The 26,521-nt window shown below is 61.0% G+C and carries 21 protein-coding genes; 11 read left to right on the top strand and 10 right to left on the bottom strand.

Annotated features, from left to right (window positions below; translation table 11 throughout):
• Positions 1-13: 13 nt before the first annotated feature.
• The 5 genes from U5L73_RS15435 (at position 14) to U5L73_RS15415 (ending at position 4,591) form a co-directional block, all read left to right on the top strand.
• Entirely contained in the window at positions 14-1,264 is a 1,251-nt protein-coding gene (locus U5L73_RS15435) for a methyl-accepting chemotaxis protein (protein WP_322563162.1), read from the top strand.
• The gene (locus U5L73_RS15430; protein WP_322563161.1) at positions 1,265-2,035 is read left to right on the top strand and encodes a ParA family protein; all 771 of its coding nucleotides are present in this window, start codon (positions 1,265-1,267) and stop codon (positions 2,033-2,035) included.
• 151 nt (positions 2,036-2,186) lie between these two features.
• Positions 2,187-2,792, top strand: a complete 606-nt coding sequence (locus tag U5L73_RS15425) for an excisionase family DNA-binding protein (protein WP_322563160.1) — start codon at positions 2,187-2,189, stop codon at positions 2,790-2,792.
• 57 nt (positions 2,793-2,849) lie between these two features.
• Positions 2,850-3,977, top strand: coding sequence for a HAMP domain-containing sensor histidine kinase (locus U5L73_RS15420; RefSeq protein WP_322563159.1), 1,128 nt, complete (start codon positions 2,850-2,852; stop codon positions 3,975-3,977).
• A gap of 5 nt (positions 3,978-3,982) precedes the next feature.
• Positions 3,983-4,591 (top strand): response regulator, encoded by a 609-nt coding sequence (locus tag U5L73_RS15415; protein ID WP_322563158.1) that lies wholly within the window; start codon positions 3,983-3,985, stop codon positions 4,589-4,591.
• Between the two features lie 4 nt (positions 4,592-4,595).
• Here the strand turns inward: U5L73_RS15415 and U5L73_RS15410 are convergent, their stop codons facing one another.
• Genes U5L73_RS15410 through U5L73_RS15400 form a run of 3 tightly spaced genes read right to left on the bottom strand, consistent with a single transcriptional unit; the run spans position 4,596 to position 8,650 of the window.
• Entirely contained in the window at positions 4,596-7,151 is a 2,556-nt protein-coding gene (locus U5L73_RS15410) for a PAS domain S-box protein (RefSeq protein ID WP_322563157.1), read from the bottom strand.
• Between the two features lie 18 nt (positions 7,152-7,169).
• The gene (locus tag U5L73_RS15405; protein WP_313873817.1) at positions 7,170-7,541 is read right to left on the bottom strand and encodes a response regulator transcription factor; all 372 of its coding nucleotides are present in this window, start codon (positions 7,539-7,541) and stop codon (positions 7,170-7,172) included.
• A complete protein-coding gene (locus tag U5L73_RS15400; protein ID WP_322563156.1) occupies positions 7,538-8,650 on the bottom strand; it encodes a HAMP domain-containing sensor histidine kinase in 1,113 nt (370 codons plus the stop codon). Before U5L73_RS15400 ends, U5L73_RS15405 begins: the two co-directional genes overlap by 4 nt.
• A gap of 367 nt (positions 8,651-9,017) precedes the next feature.
• Here U5L73_RS15400 and U5L73_RS15395 point away from each other — a divergent pair, with 367 nt between their 5' ends.
• On the top strand, positions 9,018-11,312 hold the full coding sequence (locus tag U5L73_RS15395; RefSeq protein WP_322563155.1) for a response regulator: 2,295 nt from the start codon (positions 9,018-9,020) through the stop codon (positions 11,310-11,312).
• A gap of 13 nt (positions 11,313-11,325) precedes the next feature.
• On the top strand, positions 11,326-12,516 hold the full coding sequence (locus U5L73_RS15390) for a response regulator (RefSeq protein ID WP_322563154.1): 1,191 nt from the start codon (positions 11,326-11,328) through the stop codon (positions 12,514-12,516).
• A 20-nt stretch (positions 12,517-12,536) separates the two neighbouring features.
• On the opposite strand, the gene U5L73_RS15385 is transcribed toward U5L73_RS15390, so the two are convergent.
• The 5 genes from U5L73_RS15385 to U5L73_RS15365 form a co-directional block, all read right to left on the bottom strand.
• Positions 12,537-13,568, bottom strand: coding sequence for a class 1 fructose-bisphosphatase (locus U5L73_RS15385; protein WP_322563153.1), 1,032 nt, complete (start codon positions 13,566-13,568; stop codon positions 12,537-12,539).
• A gap of 24 nt (positions 13,569-13,592) precedes the next feature.
• Positions 13,593-16,295, bottom strand: a complete 2,703-nt coding sequence (gene pepN, locus U5L73_RS15380) for an aminopeptidase N (RefSeq protein ID WP_322563152.1) — start codon at positions 16,293-16,295, stop codon at positions 13,593-13,595.
• The gene (locus tag U5L73_RS15375) at positions 16,279-16,953 is read right to left on the bottom strand and encodes an HAD family phosphatase (protein WP_322563151.1); all 675 of its coding nucleotides are present in this window, start codon (positions 16,951-16,953) and stop codon (positions 16,279-16,281) included. Before U5L73_RS15375 ends, pepN begins: the two co-directional genes overlap by 17 nt.
• Before the next feature lie 3 nt (positions 16,954-16,956).
• Positions 16,957-18,061 (bottom strand): peptide chain release factor 2 gene (gene prfB, locus U5L73_RS15370; protein WP_322563150.1). Its coding sequence is split into 2 segments (ribosomal slippage): positions 16,957-17,979 and positions 17,981-18,061, totalling 1,104 coding nucleotides; the frame shifts between segments, so codons are not numbered across the junction.
• Between the two features lie 52 nt (positions 18,062-18,113).
• Positions 18,114-19,199: an ABC transporter ATP-binding protein gene (locus tag U5L73_RS15365; RefSeq protein WP_322563149.1), complete on the bottom strand. Its 1,086-nt coding sequence runs from the start codon at positions 19,197-19,199 to the stop codon at positions 18,114-18,116.
• Between the two features lie 106 nt (positions 19,200-19,305).
• On the opposite strand from U5L73_RS15365, the gene U5L73_RS15360 reads away from it, so the two are divergent.
• Complete coding sequence (locus U5L73_RS15360) at positions 19,306-20,931, top strand: iron ABC transporter permease (RefSeq protein ID WP_322563533.1); 1,626 nt, start codon at positions 19,306-19,308, stop codon at positions 20,929-20,931.
• Between the two features lie 42 nt (positions 20,932-20,973).
• On the opposite strand, the gene U5L73_RS15355 is transcribed toward U5L73_RS15360, so the two are convergent.
• Together U5L73_RS15355 and U5L73_RS15350 are read right to left on the bottom strand one after the other, a co-directional pair.
• Positions 20,974-22,026: an extracellular solute-binding protein gene (locus tag U5L73_RS15355; RefSeq protein ID WP_416221321.1), complete on the bottom strand. Its 1,053-nt coding sequence runs from the start codon at positions 22,024-22,026 to the stop codon at positions 20,974-20,976.
• A gap of 74 nt (positions 22,027-22,100) precedes the next feature.
• Positions 22,101-23,003 carry an alpha/beta hydrolase gene (locus U5L73_RS15350; protein ID WP_322563148.1) on the bottom strand — a complete coding sequence of 301 codons (903 nt, stop codon included), beginning with the start codon at positions 23,001-23,003 and terminating at the stop codon, positions 22,101-22,103.
• Between the two features lie 35 nt (positions 23,004-23,038).
• Here U5L73_RS15350 and U5L73_RS15345 point away from each other — a divergent pair, with 35 nt between their 5' ends.
• Genes U5L73_RS15345 through U5L73_RS15335 form a run of 3 tightly spaced genes read left to right on the top strand, consistent with a single transcriptional unit; the run spans position 23,039 to position 26,511 of the window.
• Positions 23,039-24,859, top strand: a complete 1,821-nt coding sequence (locus U5L73_RS15345) for an acyl-CoA synthetase (RefSeq protein ID WP_322563147.1) — start codon at positions 23,039-23,041, stop codon at positions 24,857-24,859.
• 54 nt (positions 24,860-24,913) lie between these two features.
• Complete coding sequence (locus U5L73_RS15340) at positions 24,914-25,981, top strand: aldo/keto reductase (RefSeq protein ID WP_322563146.1); 1,068 nt, start codon at positions 24,914-24,916, stop codon at positions 25,979-25,981.
• Positions 25,982-26,019: 38 nt separating this feature from the next.
• A complete protein-coding gene (locus U5L73_RS15335; protein ID WP_322563145.1) occupies positions 26,020-26,511 on the top strand; it encodes an aminoacyl-tRNA deacylase in 492 nt (163 codons plus the stop codon).
• Positions 26,512-26,521 lie beyond the last annotated feature (10 nt).

Genomic DNA, 26,521 nt, shown 5'->3' with positions numbered 1-26,521 from the left:
TGCAGGAGACACCATGTTGCAAGCTTTTGAGATACCTTGGCTTCACCGCCTGTGGATGACTGGCCTCGTGTGGGGCAGTGTCAGTGCGGCCACGTACTGGCTGGCCCCCTGGGGGTTTGCCCACACTGCAACGGTTTTGGGTGGCGCTAAACATTGGGAGTATGGGGCCGTATCGTTGTTGGCTGTGGCCTTGGCCGGGGGCTTGAACTTGGCGGTGCACAGGGCATGGCAGTACGCCCGCAGTACCACCCGAGGCGTGGGAGCCCATAACCGTATGCCGCCCGATATGGCTGCTGCCGAGCTGCGCCATGTAGCGCCCTACCTGGAGGTTCTGGCCCAGCAGCTCGATGGCTCAGTCAGCGACACCGAAGAAGGCGTGATGAACGTCATCAAAATTGTGGACTCGGTGTACCAGGTCTCGGGCCAACAGCTGGAGCGCATCCAGGCGTCTGAAGCCAATGGGGCCGAGTTGTCAGAGGTGGTGCGGGAAAAGATCCAGGTCGACCAGCAACTGGGTGCGATTCTGGAAATGTTCGTCCAGGACCAGCAGCGCGACATTGAAACCAACCTCGGACGGCTCAAGCGTCTGCAAGAGGTGAAGGCCCTGACGCCCTTGGTGGATGTGATCTCCAATGTCGCACGGCAAACCAACTTCCTGGCTATCAACGCTGCCATCGAGGCTGCCCGTGCCGGCGAAAGCGGCCGTGGTTTTGCGGTGGTGGCAGCCGAAATACGGGTTCTATCCAACCGGACCGCCGAGGTTGCCGTGGATATTGCACGCCGTATCAGCTCAGCCACGGACGGGATTGATCAGGAGTTGGAAAGTGTGGAGAGCCACACAGACCGGCACTCCTCAGCCGGCAACATGCGCAAGGTGCTGGACGACATCAACGCGATGCAAGCGCGCTTTGCCGAGGGCTCAGCGAGTTTGCTGGAAATCGTCGAGGGTGTGCGCAGCGGCCATATGGAAATCGTGCACAAGCTCTCGGAGGCGCTGGGCCAAATCCAGTTCCATGACGTGATCCGTCAGCGTATCGAACAAGTGCAGGGCGCCATGCATGAACTCAACAGCCATTTGCAGAGCGTGGCCGATCAGATGCACGACAAGCCTTGGGACCGCGAGGGCATGGTGTCCCTCACCCAGCAGCTGGAGCAACAGGTTTCCCGCTATGTGATGGCCAGCCAGCACCTGGCGCACAAAACCGCCACCGGTGGCGAAGCGCAGGTCAGCAACGACGGTTTGCCCAAGATCGAGCTCTTCTAAATGCACAAAGCCCGCGTACTCGTGATCACCAACCGCAAAGGCGGTACCGGCAAGACCTCGATGGCGGTCAACCTGGCCAGTGAATATGCCGCTCGCGGCCGCCGGGTCTTGCTCATCGACCTCGATAGCCAGAGCCACTGCGCGATAGGCCTCGGGGTTCCACAAGTCCGGGGGGCCGCTTCCGCCCAGGGGTTCCTGGCGGGGCACAACACCATGCGAGAGGCGCTGCGGCCTTGTGCGGTGCCGGGCTTGGACCTGGTCCCGGCAGACCCCTTGTTTAACCACGGGGGCTCGGGGGATACCTCGAACGCGCTGGGTTTGGCGCTGGCAGCCGAGGGGTTGCTTGCGGACTACGACTTGATTGTGCTGGACACACCGCCTTCGCTGGATGGCTTGTTGCTCAACGCTTTGTGCGCTGCCGACCGGGTGTTGGTCCCCTTCGTGCCCCATTTTTTGTCGGGGGAAGGGGTCCGGCAGTTGGCGCGTGTGATTTTCCGGGTCGCCAGTCGCGGCATGAACGACAACTTGAAAGTGCTGGGTTTTGTGCCGGTGATGCTCGATGCGCGCATTGGCTTGCACCGCGAGGTCTGCGAGGACTTGGGCCAGCAATTCGGGCGAAACCGGCTGCTGCCCGGCATCCGGGTGGATATCCGGGTGGCCGAGGCGTTCGGCCGTGGCAAGCCGGTGCGGCAGCATGCCGCGCACAGCCGGGCAGCTCAAGACTATGCCGTTGTGGCCGATGCGATTGAGCGTTTGTGGATTTCCGTTTAATTTTGTTTGTTTTTCATTTATGGGTTAAATTTAATTTTTTTTTAAATGCTTTTCTGCGTAATAATGATTTAATTGAATTTATTTCCCATTTATTCTGATGTTTGTGCAAATTGCGTGTAGGTCATGAAAAATGCAACCGGAGAAAGTTGATATGAACGCTGAACGCGACGTTTTAACCACCCAACAAGCAGCCAAGTTGTTGGGGCTCTCCACCACCTCTGTGCAAAAAATGGTGATCAACGGGGAGTTGGATGCCTGGATCACACCCGGAGGGCATCGCCGGATATTCCGCAGCAGCGTGGAGCAACTGCTCAACGCGCGCAATGTCGGCCTAGCCGGAGTAACCAGTGCGCGGCCCTTGCGGATCCTGCTCGTCGAGGATGACGCGGTGCAAATCGCGTTCTTTAAAGCGCTGCTGGCGCGCATTGGGCATATGGTCCAGCTGACGATAGTCAACGAGGCCAACCAGGCGCTGACCCATGTGCGCGCCATGATTCCTGACCTGGAGGTCACCGATCTGGTGATGGAGCCGATGGACGGCTTTACCCTGATCCAAACCTTGGCCCAGGAGTCGGACCTGAAGGGGCTCAACATCATCGCGCTGTCTGCCATGTCGCCGCAGGAGATGGAGGGGGACACCCGGCTCCCCCAGCAGGTGGTGCGCTACCAAAAACCCTTGAGCGCGGATCGGTTGTGCGGCTATCTGGATGCCCTCACGGTGCATTTGCTCGGACGTACAGCGGTGGATAGTCGTTAGTTGCTATAAAAATAAGAGCATAGCGCGCAATAAATACCGAGCCGGCAGTCATTTATGATGAAAAACTACCATCTGCAGTGTGGCGCCGAGTCGGGGGCGATGTGGATCGACCCGGACGCTTTGTTGTGCGCACAGCCGGAGGTGCACGCAGAGGCCGACAGCCTGCGCCGCCAACTGCAGGAGATGCAAAGCGTTCTGGAGGGCTCGGACGATGCGGTTTTCATCTGGCACCCGAATGCAGAGCCCAAACCACTGAACGCACGTGCCACCCGGTGGTGGGAGCAGGCAGACATGGCAGAGCGCGCCGGCCTGACGGCATGGGTCATGGACCTGCCGCATACGCCGGGTAGCGTAGCCGAAAGCTGCATGGAGTGGATTGCCGGCGGCCGCAAGGTGCTACAGGCACGTTGCGTAGCGCAGGACAGTGGCACAGCAAGCGGGCACCGGCTCTATCTGCGCGACGTGACCGAGGCCCACGATATTGACCGGATGAAGTCCGAGTTTCTCTCGGCAGCCGCCCATGAGTTGCGCACACCCTTGGCCAGCATTTTCGGTTTCACCGAATTGATGCTGGTCCGACAGCTTCACCCCGACAAACAACACGAGCTACTGGGCACGATTCACCGGCAGTCCCGTTCGTTGATCGACCTGATTAATGAGTTGCTCGACCTGTCGCGCATCGAGGCCCGGCGGGGTAAAGACCTGCGGATCGCCTCCTGCAGTGTGGCTGCACTGGTCGACGGAACCCTTGCCGGCTGGCACTACAAGGCGGATCTGCATGCCCTGGTGTGCGAGCTTCCGCACGGCGGCTGCGTGGTGCAGGCCGACCTTGAAAAGACCCGCCAGGCGCTACTGAATGTGCTATCCAATGCCGTGAAATATTCCCCCCAAGGTGGTCGCGTGCTCTTGGATTCCTGCCTGCGCCGCGTGGGCGAGCAGCAGCAAGTGGGCGTGCGCGTCACCGACCAGGGCATCGGTATGACGGCCGCGCAATCCGCACGGGCCTTTGAGCGGTTTTACCGCGCCCACCCGCTGGGGGACATTCCGGGTACCGGCTTGGGTTTGAGCCTCGTCAAAGAAATCATGCAACTCCAAGGCGGTGATGCCGAGTTGGACAGCGTAGAGGGCGTGGGCACCGAAGTCACTTTGTGGCTGCCCTTGCAAGAAACCTCCGGAATGCACTGAACGCCATGCGCAAGATCGACAGCAACAGCGAACTCATGACCACCCGCGAGGTAGGCGAGGTGCTGGGCGTGGCGGTGCGCACGGTGCAGCTGTGGGTGGAGTCGGGCGTATTGCCTGCATGGCGCACAGCCGGCGGGCACCGCCGTATTGCCCGCAGTGCGGTCGAGCGCTTGACCCGTGAGCGCTCAGACATGCTGGTTCCTGTAGTGCATGGTAAAGCTGCTGCTGGCGACCGCCCATTGCGGCTGTTGGTGGTGGAAGACGATGCCGACCTGCGACAGCTCTTCTCCATGGTGGTGGAGGGCTGGTCCTTCCCGGTAGAGCTCAGCACCGCGAGTGACGGATTTCAGGGCCTGGTTCGCATCGGGCAATGGATGCCAGACATGGTGGTCACTGACCTCAACATGCCGGGTATGAATGGTTTTGAAATGGTGCGCTCCCTGCGCGCCGGTGGCGTCAATTTCGCGGGCCTCCAGGTGATAGCGGTTACGGCCTTAAGCCCGGGTGACGTGGCGGACCGCGGTGGCCTGCCCGAGGGCACGGCGCTGTTTCAAAAGCCGGTCGATTTTGCGGCGATCGAACTGCTCGCCCGCAACCGGCAGCTTGCCCTCTAAGCGCTTACAGGTCCACCGCCAAAGGGATCCACAGGCTCGCCGTTGTTCCGTGTCCCAACGCGCTTTGCAACACGGCGCGGCCTTTGTGCAGCTCGGCGATTTCTTTGACCAAGCTGAGTCCCAGCCCGGTGCCCGGGATGTTGCCTGAGGCATCGGCCCGGTAGAAGCGCTCAAAAGCCCGCTCCAGCTGGTCCGGGCTCATGCCGATGCCCTGGTCGCGCACGTTGATGACTGCGTACTCCACGCCCTGTGCCACTTCGGTGCGCACGTCGAGGGTGACATCGCCGCCTTGGGGTGAGTATTTGAATGCATTGGCTAACAAATTGGTCAGGGCCTGCTGCATCTTTTCCGGGTCCATCAACACTTGCAGCGCCGGCAGGGGCGCCAGCAGGACGGGGCGATCCGTGTCCTTGAGCATCAGCCCCTGAATACAGCCTTGCACCATTTCGGCCAGCGGATGGGGCGTGATTTGCATGTCCAAGCCGCCGCGCGATTCGATACGGGCTAGGTCCAGCAGCTCGTTGAGCATTTTGACCAGCAGGCCCGATTGCTTGTGGATGGTGCGCAGCATGTCGCTCTGGCGCTCTTCATTGAACTTGCGCCGGGTCAGCAACTCGGAGAAGCCAAAAATGCTGACCATCGGTGTCCGCAACTCGTGTGCGGCAGCGGTTAAAAACTCGCTCTTCATGCGGTCCACCTCATCTTCATGGGTGACATCGCGGAAGTAGAGAATCGTTTCACGGCGCCCGGCCTCGTTACGGCGGGAGCGGGCTTGCACGACGCGCCGCTGAGGGCGTGCGAGTTGGAGTTTTTCTTCCCACGACGCATCGGGTTGGTCGCCCCGCATGGCGGGCAATGGCTTGTTCTCGTCACACAAGGCCAGCAGTTGATGCTCGAACTGCGAAAGGCTGACAGGTGCAGAGCCATGCTTGCCCAAGCCGGTCATGCGCTCGAACGCCGGGTTGGCAAACACCAACTGATCTTGCGCATCAAACATCACAAAACCATCCGGGCTCAGGCTGAAGATCGCATCCAGCTGGGCGCGACGTTCGGCCATCGCTTCTTCGGCCCGCACACGGGCTGTGATGTCAGACACGATGCCGACAAAATGCGTCAAGGTGCCTTTGTCCGACATCACTGGGGACAGGGACACTTCGGCAATCTGGATCTCGCCGTTTTCGAGCTCGCGGTGGATGGTGACGTTCGCATTGCGGTGTTCGCGCACTGCCGCGGTGAGTTCCCGCACGCCCGGATCATCTGCATTCTTGCCACGCAACAGTGCCAGGCTCTCGCCCAGAATATCCCAGCGTGGCAAGTCCACGAATTTCTGGAATGCATTGTTGATGTACACAATCGGCTGGTGTTCCATCTTGCCGTTGGTAATGAAGACAGCGTTGTGGCTACTAGCCAATGCGCGCTCATACAGCTCGGAGGTCTCTTGCGCTGCGCGCTCATCGGTCAAGTCCCGCACGATGCAGGCATAGCGCAGGGTCTTGTCGTTTTTGACTTCGCCGAGGCAAATTTCTACCGGGAAGGGCGTGCCGTCCGCCCGGGTTCCCGTGAAGTCATGGCGGGTCACGCGGCTGATGCTCAGCACATGCTCCATGCCTTGGCCGAACATCTCATGCAGCGCATCCTCATTCAGGCCGGGCACACAACACTCGATAGAACTACCCAGAATCTCTTCCTCCGAGCGGCCGAAAATACTGGTCGCTGCCGGGTTGGTGGTGGTGACTCTCCCATATTCGTCCAGCCCGATGATGGCCTCTGCCGCAGTGTTCACAATTGCCTGTACCCGATTGACCTGTGCTGCCATACCGCGGCTGGCCTGGTTGACGGCGGATTGCAACTGGCTGACCTCGACGCTGGAACGCTCGAGTGCGATTTCTTCCCCCATGCGCAGAGGAATCTGGGCTGCAAACTCGGTGAGCTCGCGCACCGGTGCCAGTGCCCGCGCGATGATCACTCGTAGGCAAAGCATCACCAAGCCCATCAAGCCCAAAGCCACCCACACCGATTGCAGCCACAGGCGTTGCAGTTCCTGGGTGCGCTCGTGCAAGCTGTAGTCCACCCGCACCCACACGTTGTTGAAGGCGTTGTCTTTGTCGACCTGCTGCCAAGCGGTGTAGTAGTCGCCTGCCGGGCCGCTAGGGGGCAGTGATTGGGTGAGCTGCGCGCCGGTTAATGGATTACCGGTTTTGACCTGTACGCCTTCCGGCGAGCGCGTGGTTTCCAGCAGGTTGACACCGTCAGGGCGGTACACGCTGATGCGCTCAATGCCGGGTAGTTGGATTGCATCAATCGCGTTGGCCTGCAAGTTTTGCTGCCGGTCCGTCACCAGCGCTGCCGAGCTGCTGCTGGCCACCATACGGGCCACCGACGTGGCATGGGTGTGGGCAAGTCGCAGTGTTTCAGCGCTGATGCGTTGGTAGGCATACACGCCATACAGTGCTGACAGAATCAGCATGACGGCGAATGTGCCACCCATGATCAGGCTGCCGATCCGGTAGGGCGGGGCCCACCGGCGGCTGATGAACGAGAGGCCTTGCAGGGATTGCATAGCAGCAGCGGGTGAGGTTCAGGGGACCAAGCGGTCGACGGTATCCAGTAGCTCGATCGGGCTGAAGGGCTTGACCAGATAGGCGTCGCAGCCGGCCTCATGACCACGCTCCACATCGGCCTTTTGGCCTCTGGCGGTCAGCAAGATCACCTTGGTCATGGAGCCCAGCATCGGGTCTGCCTTGACCTTCTCGCAGACTTGGTAGCCGTCTAGCGAGCCCGGCATCATCACGTCGAGCAAGATGAGCTGGGGCCGCAACTTTTGCGCAACGAGCCAGGCGTCTTCCCCGTTGTCGGCCTCGTGGAGGTCAAAATCTTCACATTCCATGGTCATCATGATCAGCTTGCGGATGTCCGGCTGGTCGTCAACGATGAGTGCTTTGCGTTTCATGATGCGTCTTCCTTCTTGCGACGTTGCATTAACTGGGCCAGATCCGCGGCGTAACGTTGGGCCTGTTCCATATCCAAATTGGCTTGGCCGCGCTGTGGCGCGCCGGTGGGAAATTCAATCATCACGCGGGTGTCTTCACCGTCCACGATGGACATCCGCATGTTGCCGCCATGCAAACCGATGATGCGGTTTACCAAAGGCAAACCCAGCCGACCGTTTGCTTGGTTGGGGCTGCGAGCAGCGAACAAATCGCGCGTTTCAATACCTTTGTCTTCCGGGGCCACGGCCCCTTGGTTCCGCACACTCACCAAGATATGTTCGCCGGTCAGCGTGTAACTGATTTGCACCGCACAGTCCACGCCGCCTTTGACTTCGCGGCGTGAGTGCGTGAGTGCGTTGTCAAAACACTCGGTCAAAGCGCGCTTAATCAGACGGGCATTGCCGTAAATGGGGGGAAGCGTGTTGTTGGGCGGACGGACTTCGAACCGCACTTTTGATTGCACGGCTTTCGGGCGGAGGTCCTCCAGGGTTTGGGTGACCAGGGCGCCTAAGTCCATGCGATCGTCCATTTGCATCGCCTCTTCGCCAAAGACTGCCAGCAAGTCCGCCAGCCGGCGCAGCCGCTCTTTGAGCTCGTCTGCTGCCATTTCGATGCGGTTGCCAGCTTCGCTCTCGGGCAGGGATCCCAACATGCTGGTCAGCTTGCGCATGGGGGGGCCGACTTCGTCTTGCAGCAGTTCAATGATCTGTTCAAGGCCCATACGGCTCTGGATGCCCGGGCCGGCCGTCGTCGACTCTTTTTCTTCAGGCAAGGCGACAAACGCGATGTCCAAGCCAGAAGGGCCGGCCATGAACATGCCTTTGAGTTTTTTACCGTCTGCGACCCCCACCTCGGCAGGGTAGGGAAGTTTGACCTTGCCTAGAGCTATGGCTTGCGCCAGGTTCTTGATCACGATCCGGCCGCTCATGGCCTCGACCGGCTTATCCGGGTGGAGGCGTGCAGCGCGGTTGGCGTAGGTCGCAACTCCGTTGACACCGAAGGTGATCAACGCAGTGGGCATTGCGTCGAAGAGCGCATGAACCGAAGGTTTATGGAAGTTGGTTGCCATGGTGTGGTTTCCAAAAAAGCGTCTTGTTTTTTGTCAATGTATCAAATTTATCAAAAAAATCAAGAAAAACATTCGTTGTTAATTTTTTTGATGATTCGATGTGCCGAGTCTAAGGTGTTGATTTTGATTGAATTGAATACTTACAACAAATAAAAGATATTTGGCGTATTATTGGGGTGATGTGATTTCAAGGAGTGATTTCATGCGTTGCGTGATGCCCTGTGTTGTGGAGTTTTCAGCGGAGTCGGCTGCAGGTCAAATCATTTCTTCCATCTTGGCGGGTGCTGCACCAACGCGCAAGCTCACAGCAACGGGCGGTGCGTCGCCTGGCGGTTTGCAGGGCCGCGAGCTCTTTTAGAAAAACCGTATGTTGCACCTGACCCCCACATTCTTACGACGGTTGCTGCTCTGGCTGGCGACCGTGGTGTGCGTGTCGATCGTGGGGGTACTCATGCAGCAGGCCTATGCCGAGTTGCGTGAAGCGCAGCGCAAGCAAGCTGCATTCATTCAAGCGTCCTCTTATTCCGCCTATCAGCTGGAGCGGGAATACCTCCAACTCTTGCAACAACTCGACGCCAGCATTCACAGCGGCAAGGCCTTGGATCTTGCGCAGTTGAGAGGCGTGTTGAACAGCTTGCGCGCTCAGCACCAAGGGGTGAGGACCGCCACAGTAGCTGCGAATCTGCGGCAAACCGATGAGTTCAAGCGCGTGGATACCTTGTTGGCGTCGCTGCTCCCGCGACTTGAGGCCACATTTGCGCAAACGGCCGATTCGCCTATCGATCAGGCGGCCTCGTGGTTGGAGTTGCAAAACATGGCCCCGGCCATGAGTGCCATGACCTTACGGGCATCGACCCTGATGACCGAAGAGCAGCAGGGCTTGCTGAATCACCAGGTCGAGGACGCGTTGGCCAAACTGGGCTGGATGGGCGCTTTGATGGTTTTGCTCTTGGCCTCATCCTTCGCGATCGGTGCACGCCAAACGCAAGTCGAGCGGGAGCGCATGCGACAAGAGCTTGAGCACGAACGCATGCTGGAGGCCCACGCCAAGGCTGATGCGGCCAACGCCGGTAAAACCCAGTTCCTAGCCAATATGAGCCACGAATTGCGCACGCCTCTGAACGGCATGCTGGGAATGTTGAGCCTGCTCGAAGCCACACCGGTGAACGCACAGCAGGACGACTACATTCAAACAGCGAATCGCTCAGCCAAGCATTTGCTGAGCCTGCTCAACGACATTCTGGACGCCTCGGCCCTCGAGGCCGGCAAGATGACGCTCAAACCCGAGAGCACCTTTCTTCCAGCGCTGGTGACAGATGTCCATGCACTTATGCGCCCGGTCGCGCTCGAAAAGCGATTGGTACTCAATGTCCGCCAGGACCCGGCGCTGCCGCGCTGGGTGATGGCTGACGGCACCCGGGTCAAGCAAATCATGCTTAACCTGGTGTCGAACGCGCTCAAGTTCAGTGAGCAAGGCACCGTGCTGCTCGAAGTGTGGCCCCTACAGCCTGAGCCGGATGCGCCGGATACCGCGGCACGGATCGGAATCCGTGTGACGGACGAGGGCATGGGCATGTCGGCCGCCGTGCTGGCAAAGTTGTTTCAGCGCTTTGAGCAAGGCGACGCCAGCAGTGTGCGGCGCCACGGCGGTAGCGGACTGGGGCTCGAGATTTCGCGTAACCTCGCGCGTCGCATGGACGGCGACATTGAGGCCAGCAGCGTCGAAGGCAAAGGCAGTGTTTTTACCGCAACCCTGTGCCTGCCCCTGAGCACTCCGCCCACTGAGCAAACCTCAGATTCCATGGTCGCACGGCGCGAAGCGGGCAGCCCCGGCTTGAGTCTGGTGGTCGCGGAAGACAACGCCATCAACCGCAAATACATGGAGGCCTTGTTGCGCAATATGGGCCACACCGTCCGGTTTGCAGAGCATGGCGGCCTGGCGATTGAAGAGGTGCAAAAAGAGTTGCCGGACTTGGTGTTGATGGATCTCCACATGCCCGAGGTCGATGGTTTACAGGCCACCGAGGCGATTCGCCGCCTCCCGGCACCGGTTGGCAGTCTGCCCATCATTGCGCTGACGGCGGATGTGTTTGAAGAGTCCAAAGACCGGGTGCACGCCGCCGGTATGGATGGCTTTTTGTCCAAACCCGTCAATGTGCATGAGCTCGAAAAAATGCTGGTGCGCAAGTTTGGTTTGCGTGGAGCGTCGCAAGCGGCACCCGTAGCGCTAGCGCCCGCCAAGGTGGCTGCCCCGACCCCAGAAGCACCCCCGGCCCGGCAGCCGCGGCGCCGCTTCCGCCCCGGCGATGTCGCCGAGCACTTGAACATGGCCATGATCGGGGACTTGTGTGTTGGTGTGACGTTGCAGGGCTACCAGTCTTTGCTGGATGGCGCGATGCGCACAGACGCGCACTGCTACGCCGAGGTATTGGCCGCCCTAGAGGCAGGGGAGACCGACAAACTCCTGGAGCTGGGCCACTCATTCAAAGGGGTGGCGGCGAGCTTGGGTCTGGCGGCCTTGTCGCGCATGGCGCTCACGATTGAAAAACAAGGCCACAGCTTTTCTGCCGATGAGTGTTACCGGCAGGCCGAGAGCCTGCGTGAATGCTGGAACACCACCTATGCGATTTGTGCCCGCATGGGGCTGATTGTTTCGTCCTGAAAGTGCGGTCCCGGTGAGTACAGTTCCTTCAGGCGCGCGCGCCCCTACGATTCTGGTGGTAGATGACAGCTTGGCTGTGCGCCAGCTCACCGTCAGTGTGCTGCGTCGCCAGGGCTATGACGTGCTCGAGGCCGGAGACGGTCGCGAAGGTTTAGATACCGCCTTGCGCGAGCAACCTGATGTGATCTTGTGCGACATCCATATGCCGATTCTGGATGGCTGGGACGTGGTGCGCGAGGCGCGCTCCAGTGAGGCACTGGGTACGACCCCGATTTTGATGCTCACCTCGGACAACGACCGGGTCAGTGTGCGCCGAGCCATGGCTGCTGGTGCGGACGACTATCTGACCAAGCCTTGGACACAAAACGAACTGATTTCTGCCGTCGTCTTGCTGCTCGAAAAAGCCAGTCGGCACAGAGCCGATGCAGAGCGGGCCCAAGAGCAGCTGCGCTCTGCGGTGTTAGCCACCATTCCCCATGAGCTACGCACTCCCATGGTCAGCATCCTGGGCGCGACCGAGCTGTTGCTCACGCGGCGTGAGCGCTACACGCCCGAACGGGTGCAGGGCATGCTGGAGGATGTGCACCGCAGTGCCTTGGCATTGGGGCGAACCATCAGTCGCATGATGGACTGGGCCGAGCTTAGTGCCGCGCAGGCCCACCGCGAAACCCGCTCCATGGCCTACCGTCTGGATGTGGCACAGGCTATGCCTGAGGTTTTGGGCAGCACCGCTTTTGCGAAAGAGGTGCAGGCGGTTCTGAAAGTGCCGCAAGAGACGGTGTCAGGCGTGTTTGCCGGCCATCCGGTGCAGGTCCGTGTGGAGCCGTGCCATTTGCAGTGCTGGAGCCCCGATTTCCACAAAATCATGACCGAATTGCTGGTCAATGCCCTGCGCTTCTCGAAGCCGGGCCGGCCGGTGGGCGTGACCGGCAAGGCCTTGCCGCACGGCAGGTACCAACTCGAAATCGCCAATCTCGGCGTGGCCATGCCGGAAAAGTTCATTTCACAAATTGGTGCCCTGTCTCAGGCGGATCGTGAGGTGCATGAGCAGCAAGGCATGGGGTTGGGCCTGGCTATTGGCCAGCTCGCAGCGCGGCGCAATGGCGCAACACTGCATGTCACCCGCTTCGACGGTTTGCCCACGGTGGTACGCCTGACGTTTATGCAACACAGCGCCGAGCCCGAGCAAAGCGCCCTGCTGTAGCAGGGCTGTCGGCTCGGGGGTCAGCCCTGGTGCTCTGCGTGGTAACGCATCACGCGTTCTACTTCGTTCTTCGAGCCCAGCACCACGCTCACGCGCTGGTGCAACTGGGTGGGCTGGATGTCCAGAATACGCTCGGTACCCGTGGACGCCGCGCCGCCAGCCTGCTCAATCAGCCAGCCCATGGGGTTGGCTTCGTACATCAGGCGCAGCTTGCCCGGCTTGCCGGGTTCGCGCTTGTCCCAGGGGTACATGAAGATGCCGCCACGCGTCAAAATGCGGTGCACATCGGCCACCATGCTGGCAATCCAGCGCATGTTGAAGTCTTTGCCGCGCGGGCCGTCCTTGCCTTCCAGGCATTCGTCGATGTAGCGCTTCACCGGCGCCGCCCAGTGGCGCATGTTGCTCATATTGACGGCGAATTCTTGGGTGTCTTCTGGCACGCGCACGTTTTCCTGGGTCAGCACAAACGAGCCTTGCTCGCGGTCCAGGGTGAACATGGCCACGCCATCGCCTACCGTCAGCACCAGCGTGGTCTGGGGGCCGTAAATGCAATAGCCCGCAGCCACTTGGCGGTGGCCGGCTTGCAAGAAGTCCTGCTCGCTCACAGTAGGGCCTTCCGGGTCTTTGACCAGCACACTGAAGATGGTGCCGATGCTCACGTTCACATCGATGTTGCTCGAGCCATCCAGTGGGTCGAACATCAGCAGATATTCGCCTTGCGGGTAGCGGTTGGGCACGGTGTAGATGCCTTCCATTTCCTCGCTGGCCATGGCCGCCAGGTGTCCGCCCCATTCGTTGGCTTCGATCAGCACTTCGTTGGCAATGATGTCGAGCTTCTTCTGGATTTCGCCCTGCACATTTTCACTCTCGGCAGCGCCCAGTACGCCACCCAAGGCGCCCTTGGTCACCGCCAGGCTGATGCTCTTGCAAGCGCGTGCCACCACCTTCAGCAGCAAGCGCAGTTGGGGCGGAATCGTGCCGCCTCCGCCGGCGTCCTGGCTGCCTCGCTGTTTTTCGATGAGGTAGCGCGTGAGCGAAATGCGTTGTGTCATGTGGAGTCCCTAAGTTTTTGAAAATCAGTCAGCTAGCGCGCGGTCTACGACTTCACGCACATCGTTGCTCAAGTCGGTCTTGGCGGCCACGCGAGCCAGCGCTTCGCGCGCTGCGCTGCGGTAGGGTTCGGCCAGCTTTTTCCAGCGGTCCAGCGCGCGCGCCAAGCGGGCGGCGACTTGCGGGTTGATGGCGTCTAGCTCGATCACACGGTCGGCCCAGAACACGTAGCCGGCCGCATCCGCACGGTGGAAGCCGCCGGGGTTGGCACTGCAAAAGCTGAAAATCACGCTGCGCGCGCGGTTGGGGTTTTTGAGGTTGAAGTCGGGGTGGGCCATCAGCTGGCGCACAGCCGGCAGCACCTGACCACCGCGGTCGCTCGTGCCGGCCTGCAGGGCAAACCATTTGTCGAGCACCAGTGCTTCGTCCTTGAACAGGGCGTGGAAGCGGGCCAGGGCTTGGCCCGCCAGCGCGTGCCCGCTATTGACCAGGGCTTGCAGGGCGTTGAAGCGGTCGGTCATATTGCCAGCGTCTTTGAAACGCTGCAGCGTCTTGCCGGGCCAGACACTGTCGCCGTTCTGGGTCGCCGCGAGGCACAAGAAATTGAGAGCCATGCCGGCCAGAGCGCGGCGGCCGCTGGAGACGGGGTCGGGGCGGTAGCCGCCGTTGTTTTCGTGCACCGCAAAGGCCCATTCCCAATCGGCGTGCAGGGCGGTGGCCAATTGCAGGCGCATGGCTTCGCGCACCGCATGGATGCGCTGCGGATCCACCACATCCAGCTGCTCGGCGATATAGGTCTCGGACGGCAGTGTCAGCACCAGTTCCTTAAACGCAGCATCCAGCGTGGGGTGGCGCAGCACCGCGCGCATGGCGGCAATATAGGCATCATTCAGGGGGTTGGCGCCCGTGGAATCTGCGGGAGTAGCTATGGAATTGATAGCGCTGCGCAGGGCCAGGCGTTGACCGGCTTCCCAGCGGTTGAAGGCATCGGTGTCGTTCGCCAGCAGGGCGAGCAATTGCGCATCGCTGTAGTCAAAGTCCAGCACCACCGGTGCGGAGAAGCCGCGCAGGACCGAGGGCACGGGCGCTTCCGCCACGTTCTGGAAGGTGATGCTCTGGTGGGCTTCGGTCAGCACCAGCAAGTGGCTGCCACCCACGGCTTGGCCGTCCACGGAGAGCGGCAAGGCGGCTCCGCTCGCGCCGCCGATCAGGCCGAGGCTCACCGGAATCACAAACGGCTCTTTCACCGGCTGGCCGGGCGTGGCGGCGCAGCTCTGGCTGAAATGCAGGGTGTAAGTCTGGGCTGCTGCGTCGTACTCGCCGCGGGCCGCCACGCGTGGGGTGCCTGCCTGGCTGTACCAGCGCTTGAACTGGGGCAGCAGGGCAGCCAGGGCTGAGCCGGGGTTGGCGTCGGCAATCGCTTGGGCGAAGTCGTCACAGGTGACCGCCTGGCCGTCAAAGCGCTCAAAGTACAGCGTCATGCCCTTGGCGAAACCGGCCCGGCTGGTGAGCGTTTGCATCATGCGCACCAGCTCGGCACCTTTTTCGTAAATGGTGACGGTGTAGAAATTGTTGATTTCCAGGTAGCTGTCAGGCCGCACCGGGTGGGCCATGGGGCCCGCATCCTCGGGAAACTGGGCGGTGCGCAGCACGCGCACGTCTTCAATGCGCTTCACGGCGCGGGCCGATGGCTCAGCACACAGGTCCTGGCTGAATTCCTGGTCGCGGAACACGGTCAGGCCTTCTTTGAGGCTCAGTTGGAACCAGTCGCGGCAGGTGATGCGGTTGCCGGTCCAGTTGTGGAAGTACTCGTGCCCGACCACACTCTCGATGTTGGCGTAGTCCACATCGGTGGCGGTAGCCTGATTCGCCAACACGTATTTGGTGTTGAAGATGTTCAGGCCCTTGTTCTCCATGGCACCCATGTTGAAGTCGGAAGTCGCCACGATCATGAAGCGCTCCAGATCCAGTGGCAGGCCGAAGCGGGCTTCGTCCCAAGCCACGCTGGCCATCAGGCTGTTCATCGCGTGCTCGGTCTTGTCGAGGTCGCCAGGGCGCACAAACACTTGCAGCAGGTGGTCTTTGCCTGCGCGGCTGGTGATGCGCTGTTCGCGTGCCACCAGCTGGCCGGCCACTAGGGCAAACAGATACGAAGGCTTTTTGTGCGGGTCGAACCACTTGGCGAAGTGGCGGCCGTCTTCTATGTCACCGCTGTCGACCAGGTTGCCATTGGAGAGCAGCACCGGGAACTTGGCCTTGTCGGCACGCAAGGTCACGGTGTACATGGCCATCACATCCGGGCGGTCCAGGAAGTAGGTGATGCGGCGAAAGCCCTCCGCTTCACACTGGGTGAAGAAGGAGTCGTTACTCACATACAAGCCCATGAGCTTGGTGTTTTTCACCGGCACGCAGGTGGTGAAAATCTCCAGCGCAAAAGGCTCGGTGCCTTCGGGCAGATTTTCCAGCACCAGCTGGTTGCCGTCCATCTTGAAGCTGGTGCCCTGGCCGTTGACCAGCACACGGGCGAGGTTCAGTTCCTCGCCATCCAGACGCAGCGGCTGGGCCTGCACGTCGGGGTTGCGGCGCAGGGTCATCTTGTTGAGCACCCGCGTTTTGGAAGGGTCCAGGTCAAAGCTGAGGTCGACGGTATCGATCCAGAATGCAGGGGCGGTGTAGTCGCCGCGGTGGATCACGGCGGCAGGGCCCGAGGCCTCACGAAGATACGACATGGTGTGTCTCCAAAAAACGGGATGCGATCAAAGCGTGGTAATCGGGAACGACGGCCAGCACGTGCGGGCCCGTCAGTTCATCAGGGTGGTGGCTGCTGGCAATGCCCACGGCGCGCATGCCAGCGCGGCGGGCGGCTTCGATGCCCAGTGGCGCGTCTTCAAACACGATGCAGCGCGCAGGCTCCACATTCATGCGGCGCGCTGCTTCTAAAAAGATAGCGGGATCCGGTTTGCCGGGCAGTCCTTCATCGCCACCCACGGTGGTCAGCGGCGACACTGCCATTCGCAGATGCTGGTAGGCAAACGCTTGGTTCTGGCGGTCACCCGCGGTTCCCACACCCAGTTTCAGACCTCGGGCGTGGGCGTGGTCGAAAAAGGCCTTGAAGCCTGCGACCTCCGCAAAAATCGGGGAAAACATCTCGCGGTACACCGCTTCTTTGACATGGACATGCGCCATGGCCTCGTCTTCGCCCATGTCGGGCCGACCAAACAGAATGCGCATGCATTCAATGCCGGTACGGCCGGTGGTCCGACGCATGACGTCGCTGATGTCGACCTCCAGGCCCTGGCGCTGTGCGAACTCCGCCCAACTGCGTTTGTGCGAGGGCATGGAGTCGATCATGGTGCCGTCCATGTCAAAAATAAGCGCGTGCACCATGGATCAGATCCCTTGTTTCAACGAAGCCTGGATGAACACATCCAGATCACCATCGAGCACCTTCTGAGTGGCAGACACTTCGACGTTGGTGCGCAAGTCCTTGATACGGCTGTTGTCCAGCACGTAAGAGCGGATTTGGTGGCCCCAGCCCACATCGGTCTTGGTGTCTTCCAGCTTTTGCTGGGCTTCTTGCTGCTTGCGCAACTCAAAGTCATACAAGCGGCTGCGCAGACGCTTCCACGCCACATCACGGTTGCTGTGCTGGCTGCGACCGTCCTGGCACTGCACCACGATACCGGTGGGGATGTGGGTCAAACGCACCGCAGAGTCAGTCTTGTTGATGTGCTGACCACCGGCGCCGGATGCGCGGAAGGTGTCGGTGCGCACGTCGCTCGGGTTGATTTCGATTTCGATCGAGTCATCAATTTCCGGGTACACAAACACCGAAGCAAACGAGGTGTGGCGGCCGCCCGAGCTGTCGAACGGCGATTTGCGCACCAAGCGGTGCACACCAGTTTCGGTACGCAGGTGGCCAAAAGCGTATTCACCTTCGATCTTGATGGTGGCGCCCTTGATGCCGGCGGTATCGCCGTCGGTGATGTCTTCTACGGTGGCGGTGAAGCCTTTGCGTTCGGCGTACTTCAGGTACTGACGCAGCAACATGCTCGCCCAGTCGCAGGCCTCGGTGCCGCCCGCACCCGCCTGGATGTCCAGGAAGCAGGGCAGGGGGTCTGCCGGGTTGTTGAACATGCGGCGGAACTCCAAGCCTTCGATGATTTCTGCCAGCTTGGTGGTCTCGGCTTCGATGGTGAGCAGGCCGGCCTCATCGCCGTCCTCTTTGCTCATCTCGAAAAGTTCGGTGTTGTCGGAGAGGTTACCGCTCAAATCATCCAGCGTGACCACCACGCCGTCGAGCAACTTCTTCTCTTTGCCCAGCTCCTGGGCTTTTTTGGGGTCGTTCCAGACCGCAGGGTCTTCTAGCGAGGCGTTGACCGTGCGCAGGCGTTCAGCTTTGGCATCGTAGTCAAAGATACCCCCTGAGTTCCTGGGTCCTGCTGGTCAGGTCTGCCAGGGTGGTGCCGATGAGGTTGATGCGTTCTGCTTCCATGATGCGGGTCCTGCTTACGTTATGTGTACTTAACCCGCTATTTTAGTTGCCATCACCCCTTGGGAGTTTCGCTGGCAAAGGTGACCACGTGGTCCACCTCAGGGCGGATGCCGATCCACTCGCCGATCCGGTGGTCATGGTGGCTCGGCACATGGGCCATGACCGTCTCGCCAGTGCGCAATTCGAGGGTGTAGAGGAACTCGTTACCGCGGAACGCCTTGTTCACAATCCGGGCCTGCACTTCGGCGGCATCGTCGTGCACGATGTCGTCCGCCCGCAGCAGGATGTCGCAAGGGCCGAGGCTCAAGCGGTCTTGCTCGTGCTGATGGATACCGTGCAGTTCGCCCAGAGGGGTCACCACATGCTTGTGGGTTACACCGTCTTCGTCGTGCAGCTCCACACGGGCCGGGGTAAACACACCATGGCCGATGAAGTCGGCCACAAAGCGGGTGGCGGGCCGGTGGTAGAGGGTGTAGGCGTCGGCCCACTGGTGCAGGCGACCTTGGTGCATCACCCCGATCAGGTCGCCGATGGCAAAGGCCTCGAGCTGGTCATGGGTCACAAACAGGGCGGTGGCACCGGCGGCTTTCAGGATGGTGCGCAGCTCTTGGGCCAATCGTTCCCGCAAATCAACGTCAAGGTTGGAAAACGGTTCGTCCAGCAGGAGCAACTTTGGCTGGGGTGCCAACGCCCTTGCCAGCGCCACCCGCTGCTGCTGCCCACCTGACAGCTCGTGTGGGTAACGGTGGGCGTGCTCAGCCAGCCCGACCAGGCGCAACACGTCTTGCACCCGGGCCTGCCGCTCGCCGGCAGGCAGGTGGTGAATGCCAAAGGCGATGTTTTTGCCCACATCCATATGGGGAAAGAGCGCGTAGTCCTGAAACACCATGCCCATTTGCCGGTGTTCAGGGGGGAGGGCATGGCCCTCGCCGCTGACGGTCACGCCCCCCAGCGAAATCTTGCCCGCATGGGTGGCCTCCAGTCCCGCAATGGCCCGCAACAGGGTGGTCTTGCCGCAGCCCGAAGGGCCGATCAACACACCGATTTCACCGGCGCGCAAGCCGAAGCTCACACTGTCCACTGCCAGAGGGCGGGAGGTTAGATAGCGGACGCTGAGGTCTTGGAGTTCAAGGTACATACGCAAAATTGTAGATACTTACAATTCTCATTTCGCGCCACGGGGTCCCCCGGAGCGCATCCAACCGACCCTACCGCCTGTGATTTCCCGCCTTTTGCCCTCCCTGATGACCGGTATCCGCGCATTGCCTGCCCATGGGGCGCTGTGGTTGATAGGCGGGCTGGTATCCCTCCCCATTCTGGCTCTGATAGTTGCCGTGCTGCAGTGGGATGCTCAGAGTGCGGCGCTGCTGCGCGAGATGGCAGGCTCGGTGCTTGGCGGGTATGCGGTCACGACCGTCGTGTTGAGCGTGGTGGTGTCTCTGGGGGTTGCCGTGGTGGGCACCGCCTGCGCTTGCGCCGTGACGCTGTTTGACTTCCGGGGGCGCAGGCAGTGGGAGTGGGCATTGCTCCTGCCGCTTGCCATGCCCGCATATGTGGTGGCCTACGCCTATACCGACTACCTGCAATTCAGCGGGCCTGCGCAAACTTGGCTGCGCGCTGCCTTCGGTCTGGAGGGGCGGGTCTTGCCGGAGGTGCGCAGCCTCGGCGGCGCCGCGCTGGTGTTTGTGTGCACCTTGTACCCCTATGTGTATCTGCTGGTGCGGGTGGCTTTGCTGGAGCGCGCCGCGCATTTGATGGATGCAGCCCGGCTGATGGGCGCTTCGCTGGGCCGTCGGGTGGCCACGATTGCGGTGCCCTTGGCGCGGCCCTCCATCATGGCCGGTGTGGCGCTGGCGCTGATGGAAACATTGGCGGACTACGGGGTATCTAGCTACTTTGGCATCCAGACTTTCACGGCCGGCATTTACAAGGCTTGGTTGGTGTTGGACAGCCGGATCGCCGCAGCCCAGCTGGCCACAGTGCTGCTGATATTGATGGCCTTGCTGCTGCGACTGGAACTCCACGCCCGGCAACGCATGCGCTATGCGAGCGTCAAGGGCCGGCGCGCTGCGGCTCAGCCGGTGGCGCTGACCGGCGGGCGTGCTGCTATGGCCACAGTTGTCTGTGCGCTACCGGTCTTGCTGGGCTTTGTGCTGCCGGTGCTGTTTATGTTGCGTCCACTGTGGCAGGCTTGGGGCGCCGAAGACACGCCGCTGCCGTGGGGCAGCTTTATTGGCTGGAGTCTGAACAGTTTCAAATTGGCAGCCTCAACCGCTGTGCTGGCTGCAGCGATTGCTTTGGCGCTCGCGTTCGCCGCGCGCCGCACACCGACAAGGCTCACCCGTACGGTCGTCACTTTGGCCGGCATGGGCTATGCAGTGCCCGGTGCGGTCATTGTGGTGGGCCTGCTGATCCCGGTGGGCTGGTTGCAAGCGGCGCGCCCTGACTGGCAAGTGGGCTTCTGGATCAGCACCACGGTGCTGGGCGTTGTGTGGGCTTATCTGGTGCGCTTTACCGCGGTAGCCCTGCACACGGTGCAAAGCGGCTACAACCAGGTGCCCGCATCGTTAGACGAAACCGCCCGCATGCTGGGGGTGAGCGGCTGGGGCCTGTGGTGGCGGGTGCACCGTCCGCTGCTGGTGCGCAGCAGCCTGGTGGCGGGCTTGCTGGTGTTTGTGGATGTGATGAAAGAGCTGCCAGCCACCCTCGTGCTGCGCCCCTTTGACCACGACACCCTGGCCGTCGTGGCCTTTCAGCTTGCCAAAGACGAGCGGCTGGGCGAAGCGGCATTGCCGGCACTGGTGTTGGTGTTGGTAGGCTTGGTGCCTGTGATTCTGTTGAGCCGCACCCTCAATAAAAAAACGGCCTGACCGCTTTCGCAGCCAAGCCGTTTGATGGGTGACGCCGTCGGCTTACTTGTAGCCGACGCGGTCCAACATCTGTTGCACTTTCACCTGGTTCATGCCCACCACGCTAACGGGGATCGTCTCTGCCTTGTAGCTGCCGCCGCTCATGCTCTCAAGCGCAGCGTTGCTGATCTTGATGCCTTTAGCCACGGGCCACTCGTTGTTTCCGTTGGCGAAGTAATTTTGCGCTTGTGCGCTGGCCAGAAACTCGAGGAACTGCTGGGCAAACGCCATGTTCTTGGAGTTTTTAGCCACTGCGCCGCCGGCAATGTTCACGTGCGTGCCCCAGCTGCTTTGGTTGGGGAATACCACGCCTACTTTTTCCATGACGGCGCGGTCTTCAGGCTTGTCGCTGCGCATCAGGCGGGCCAGGTAATAGGAATTGGTGAGTGCCACGCCGCATTCGCCGGAGGCGGTCGCTCTGACCTGGTCGGTATCGCCGCCCACCGGGTTGCGGGCCATGTTGCTCACCAGGCCTTTGAGCCAGACTTCGGTGTTCGCGCTACCGAGGTGCTCGTTCATTGCGCCAAACAGGCTCAGGTTGTAGGGGTGTGAGCCGCTGCGGGTGCACAGCAGGCCCTTGTTTTTCGGGTCGGCCAACTCTTCGTAGGTGTCCACATTTTCTTTGGAGACGCGGGCCTTGTTGTACACCACCACCCGTGCACGGGTGCTGAAGCCAAACCACGAGGTGCCTTCTGCAGTCGTCTTGCCGCGCAACTGGGCGGGAATCGCATCGTCCAGCACTTTGGACTTAACGGGTGAGAACAGGCCATCGACTTCAGCACGCCAGAGGCGCGAGGCATCGACCAGCAAAATCACATCCGCGGGGGAGGCTGTGCCTTCGGCCTTGAGGCGTTGCAAGATGCCGGCATCGTCTGCATCCACCCGTTTGATCTGGATGCCGGTCGCCTGGGTGAAGGCCGAGTACAGCTGCACGTCGCCCGGGTAGTGGCGGGCGGAGTACACGTTCAGCACTTTGTCTTGCGCCTGTGCGGCGGGCAAGCAAGCGCCCATTAAGGCGATGGTCAGGGCTACGTGGCGAGGAGTCAGTTTTTTCATAAGGCTGATAGAGGAGTTGCAAATCAAAATGAGAGGAGTTCTCATTCTATCTGCCGTGTCTCAGCCTTGTAAAGTTAACGGATAAAGCGCTCGACCAGGGCTGCCAGCACCTCGGGCTGGTCGTGGTGCATCATGTGGCCGGCGTCTTCAATGCGGGCCACTTCCGCTTGCGTGACTGCCTTCAGGCGCTCGTGGTACTCGGCCAGGGTGTACTGGCCTTTCCACCACATATCGAGGCTGTTGTCGGAGGCCTCCACTGCCAGCACCGGCATCGTCAGTCGCTGGTAGATGGCCATGACTTCTTCGACCCGGTAGAGCTGGGCATTGGTCACTTTGTGCGCCGGCTCCCCCAAGATAGACCAGCTGCCATCGGCGTTTTCAGCGGCCCAATGGCGAGCGAGCCAATCGGCTTTTGTCTGACTCAGGCGGGGGTTGGTTTTCATGAGGCGGCGGGCGACACCATCGGCGCTGTCGTAGGACTTGAGGTCCATCTCCCCCGCGTGCAGCTTTTTGAGTTCATCCATCCAAGTAGCGTAGCGTCCGGGCGCCTGGGCCGCAATCGTGGCTGGCATGCCAAACCCCTCCAGGTTCACCAGCCGGCGGATCCGCTCGGGCCGCACCCCGCCATACAGCATGACCACATTGCCGCCCATGCTGTGGCCCACCAGGTTGACCTGCTGTCCGGGGGCATAGTGGTCCAGCAAAAAGTCGAGGTCTGCCAGGTAGTCCGGGAACCAGTAGTTGTCGGCCAGCGGCGCTTGGGTGCGCCCGTAGCCGCGCCAATCAGGGGCAATGATGTAGTGGTCTTCGCTGAATGCATCCACCATAAATTGGTAGCTCGCTGCCACATCCATCCAGCCGTGCACCATCACCAAAGGCACCTTGCCCGGGCCGGGCTCGCCCCAGACTTGCACGTGGTAATCGAGGTTGCGGATAGAAACGAATTGGCTGTGGTGGGGGCGTCTGACTTGGTACATTGTGCAAATCATAAAGACAGATCAGGAGACAAGGCATGGCCACCAGTCAAGGCAGAGACACATCTGGCACGAGCACACTTCCCGCGGGCTATGCAGCCCTGCACAGCAGCTTCCGCTGGCAAGTGCCCCAGCATTTCAACATGGCCCAGGCGTGCAGCCGCCGCTGGGCGGATGCACCCGGTGCTACTAAAAGAATAGCTATACGCGCATATTCCACGAGCGCCGAGAGCACTTTTTACTCTTATTCGCAGTTGCAAGAGCAGGCCAACCGCCTCTCCCATGTGTTGGCCGCGCGGGGCGTGCAGCGGGGCGACCGGGTCGGCATTGTGTTGCCCCAGCGCTTTGAGACCGCCGTGGCCTACATGGCGGTGATGCAAATGGGGGCTGTTGCCATGCCCCTGTCGATGCTGTTCGGCCCCGAGGCGCTGGAGTTCCGGCTGCAAGACAGTGAAGCGGTGGTCGCCATTTGCGATGCCGGCTCATTGCATGCGCTGGCCGGCGTGCGCCACACCTGCCCCCAGCTGCAGGCGGTGGTGGGTGTCGGCTTGGCGGGTGCTGACGCCGCTTTGTTGAGCGGCCCGCTGGACGCCGCCTGGGAAGCCGCCTTGCGCGCGAGCCCCAACACTTTTGAGCCGGTAAACACCCTGGCCGAAGAGCCCGCCGTGTTGATCTACACCAGTGGCACCACAGGCAACCCCAAGGGCGCGCTCATTCCGCACCGGGCCCTCATCGGTAACCTCAGCGGATTTGTAGCCAGCCAGAACTGGTTCGGCTTCGACGGCAAAACCAACCAGCGCTCGGACGCGGTGTTTTGGTCCCCCGCCGACTGGGCCTGGACCGGCGGGCTGATGGACGCCTTGCTGCCTACGCTGTATTTCGGCCGCCCCATCGTGGCCTATCAGGGCCGCTTCAGCCCGCAAACTGCGCTGGAGCTGATGCGCGACTGCGGGGTGACCCACACGTTTTTGTTCCCGACTGCGCTCAAGGCGATGATGAAGGCCTATCCCGGCGCGGGCGGTGCAAAGGGCAAGACCGTGCGCCAGCAGTTCAAGCTCAAGCTAGCCGCCATCATGAGTGCAGGCGAGGCGGTGGGCGATGCCGTCTTCAGTTATTGCGAGGCGCAGCTCGGCGTCAAGCCCAATGAAATGTTCGGCCAGACCGAGATGAACTACATCGTCGGCAACTGCAATCTCCATTACCCCTCCAAACCCGGCAGCATGGGCATGGGCTACCCCGGTCACCGGGTAGCGGTGATTGACGAGGCCGGCAACGAATGCCCGGTCGGTGTGCCCGGCGATGTCGCACTGCACCGTTTGGATGTGCATGGCCAGCCTGACCCCATTTTCTTTTTGGGCTACTGGAAAAACCAGAGAGCCACCGACGCCAAGTTCACCGGAAAAAACGGACTGGATGATTGGTGCCGCACCGGTGACCTTGCGGTGCGCGATGCCGAGGGTTACCTCTGGTACCAAGGCCGCAGCGACGATGTGTTCAAGGCTGCGGGTTACCGTATCGGCCCGGGCGAGATCGAGAACTGCCTGGTCAAGCACCCCGCCGTGATCAACGCGGCCGTGGTGCCCAAGCCCGATGCCGAGCGCGGTGCATTGGTGAAGGCCTATGTGGTTGTTGCTCCTGATTTTGTAGCAGCTTGCGCAGGTAATTCGAGCGCTACAGCCCAATTTCATGCGCAACTCACAGCCGAGCTGCAAGCCCATGTGAAGGGCCAGCTGGCCCCCTACGAGTACCCCAAAGAAATCGAGTTTGTAGACGCCCTGCCCATGACCACCACCGGCAAAGTGCAACGCCGGGTACTGCGCTTGCAAGAAGAGGCGCGCTACGCGGCACGCACCGCTTGAGACCCCACGACCCTGTGACAGCACAAGCCCCATGACCGCCGTAAACTAAAAACCATGAACACTATTCAACTCGGTCGCAGCGACCTGCGCGTTACCCCCATCTGCCTCGGCACCATGACATTTGGTGAGCAGGTGGACGAACCCACCTCCCACGCCATCCTGAGCCGCTCGCTGGAACGCGGCGTGAACTTCATCGACACGGCAGAGATGTACTCGGTGCCCCCACGTGCCGAGACCTTTAACCTGACCGAGAAAATCATCGGCAACTGGCTCAAGGCCCACCCCGGTGCCCGCGAGAAACTGGTCATTGCCACCAAAGTAGCTGGCCCTTCGCGCGGCATGAATTGGGTGCGCAATGGCAGCAGCAATCTGACTGCCGAAGACATCATTGCCGCAGCAGAGGGCAGCCTGCAGCGCATGAACATCGATGCCATCGACCTCTACCAGATCCACTGGCCGGTGCGCCATGTGCCCATGTTCGGCGGCATGTACTACAACCCCGCCAATGAAAACGTGGGCGGCAGCGCCATCGAAGAGCAGTTGCGCGCGATGGATACGCTGGTCAAGGCCGGCAAGGTGCGCGCCATTGGCTTGTCGAACGAAACGTCGTATGGCGTGCACGAGTTCGTGCGCCTAGCGGAGCAGCACGGCCTGCCCCGCATTGCGACCGTGCAAAACAACTACGGCCTGCTGGCCCGCACTGCAGAGAACGGCTTGGATGAAACCATGCACCGCTTGGGCGTGTCGCTGCTGCCGTATTCGCCCTTGGCCTTTGGCCTGCTGACCGGCAAATACGACGACGAAGGCCTGCTGGGCGACAACGTGTCGCCCGACGTGCGCCTGCGAAAATTTGAGTCCACTCGCAAGCAGCGCTGGGGCCGCCCTGACGCGCTCAAAGCCGCGCGCAAATACAACGCGCTGGCTCGCGAATACGGCTTCACGCCCAGCCAAATGGCGTTGGCCTTCTGTTACACCAAGTGGCAAGTGGCCAGCACCATCATCGGCGTGCGCACCCTTGAGCAGCTCGATGCGAACATCGACGCCTGGGGCACCGTGCTGCCCGAAGAGCTGCTCAAAAAGATCGACGAAATCCGCTGGGAAATCCGCGACCCGGCGGTGTAACGCCATCAGGGGCGCAAGGCGTATGAAAATACGCCCTTATGGCCAAAAAAGACCACGTTTCTGAAACCCCCGCCACCCAGCTGCTCAAAGCTCGCAAGGTAGCGTTCACCGAACACCCTTACGAGTACCTAGAACATGGTGGCGCTCAGCACAGCGCGGCGGTGCTGGGTTTTGATCCGTTTACCGTGGTCAAAACCCTGATCATGCAAGACCAGGACGCCAAGCCCCTGGTGGTGCTGATGCACGGCAACCGCAAGGTATCCACCAAAAATCTGGCGCGGCAAATCGGCGTCAAATCGGTCGAGCCCTGTGCCCCGGAAGTTGCTAACAAGCACAGCGGCTACTTGGTCGGTGGTACCTCGCCTTTTGGCACCCGCAAAACGATGCCAGTGTTCATCGAGTCCAGCATTCTTGAGTTGCCTCGCATCTGCATCAATGGCGGCCGGCGTGGGTACCTCGTAGGGATTGATCCCAAGGTTTGTGTGGAGTTACTGGGCGCCAAGCCTGTACAGTGCGCGCTGGAAGAGTGATTGGAGAACC

Source organism: Rhodoferax sp. (assembly GCF_034520025.1).
Lineage (GTDB): Bacteria > Pseudomonadota > Gammaproteobacteria > Burkholderiales > Burkholderiaceae_C > Allorhodoferax.
The sequence above is the reverse complement of the archived record's forward strand: the minus strand, read 5'-3'. Positions and strand labels throughout refer to the sequence as shown.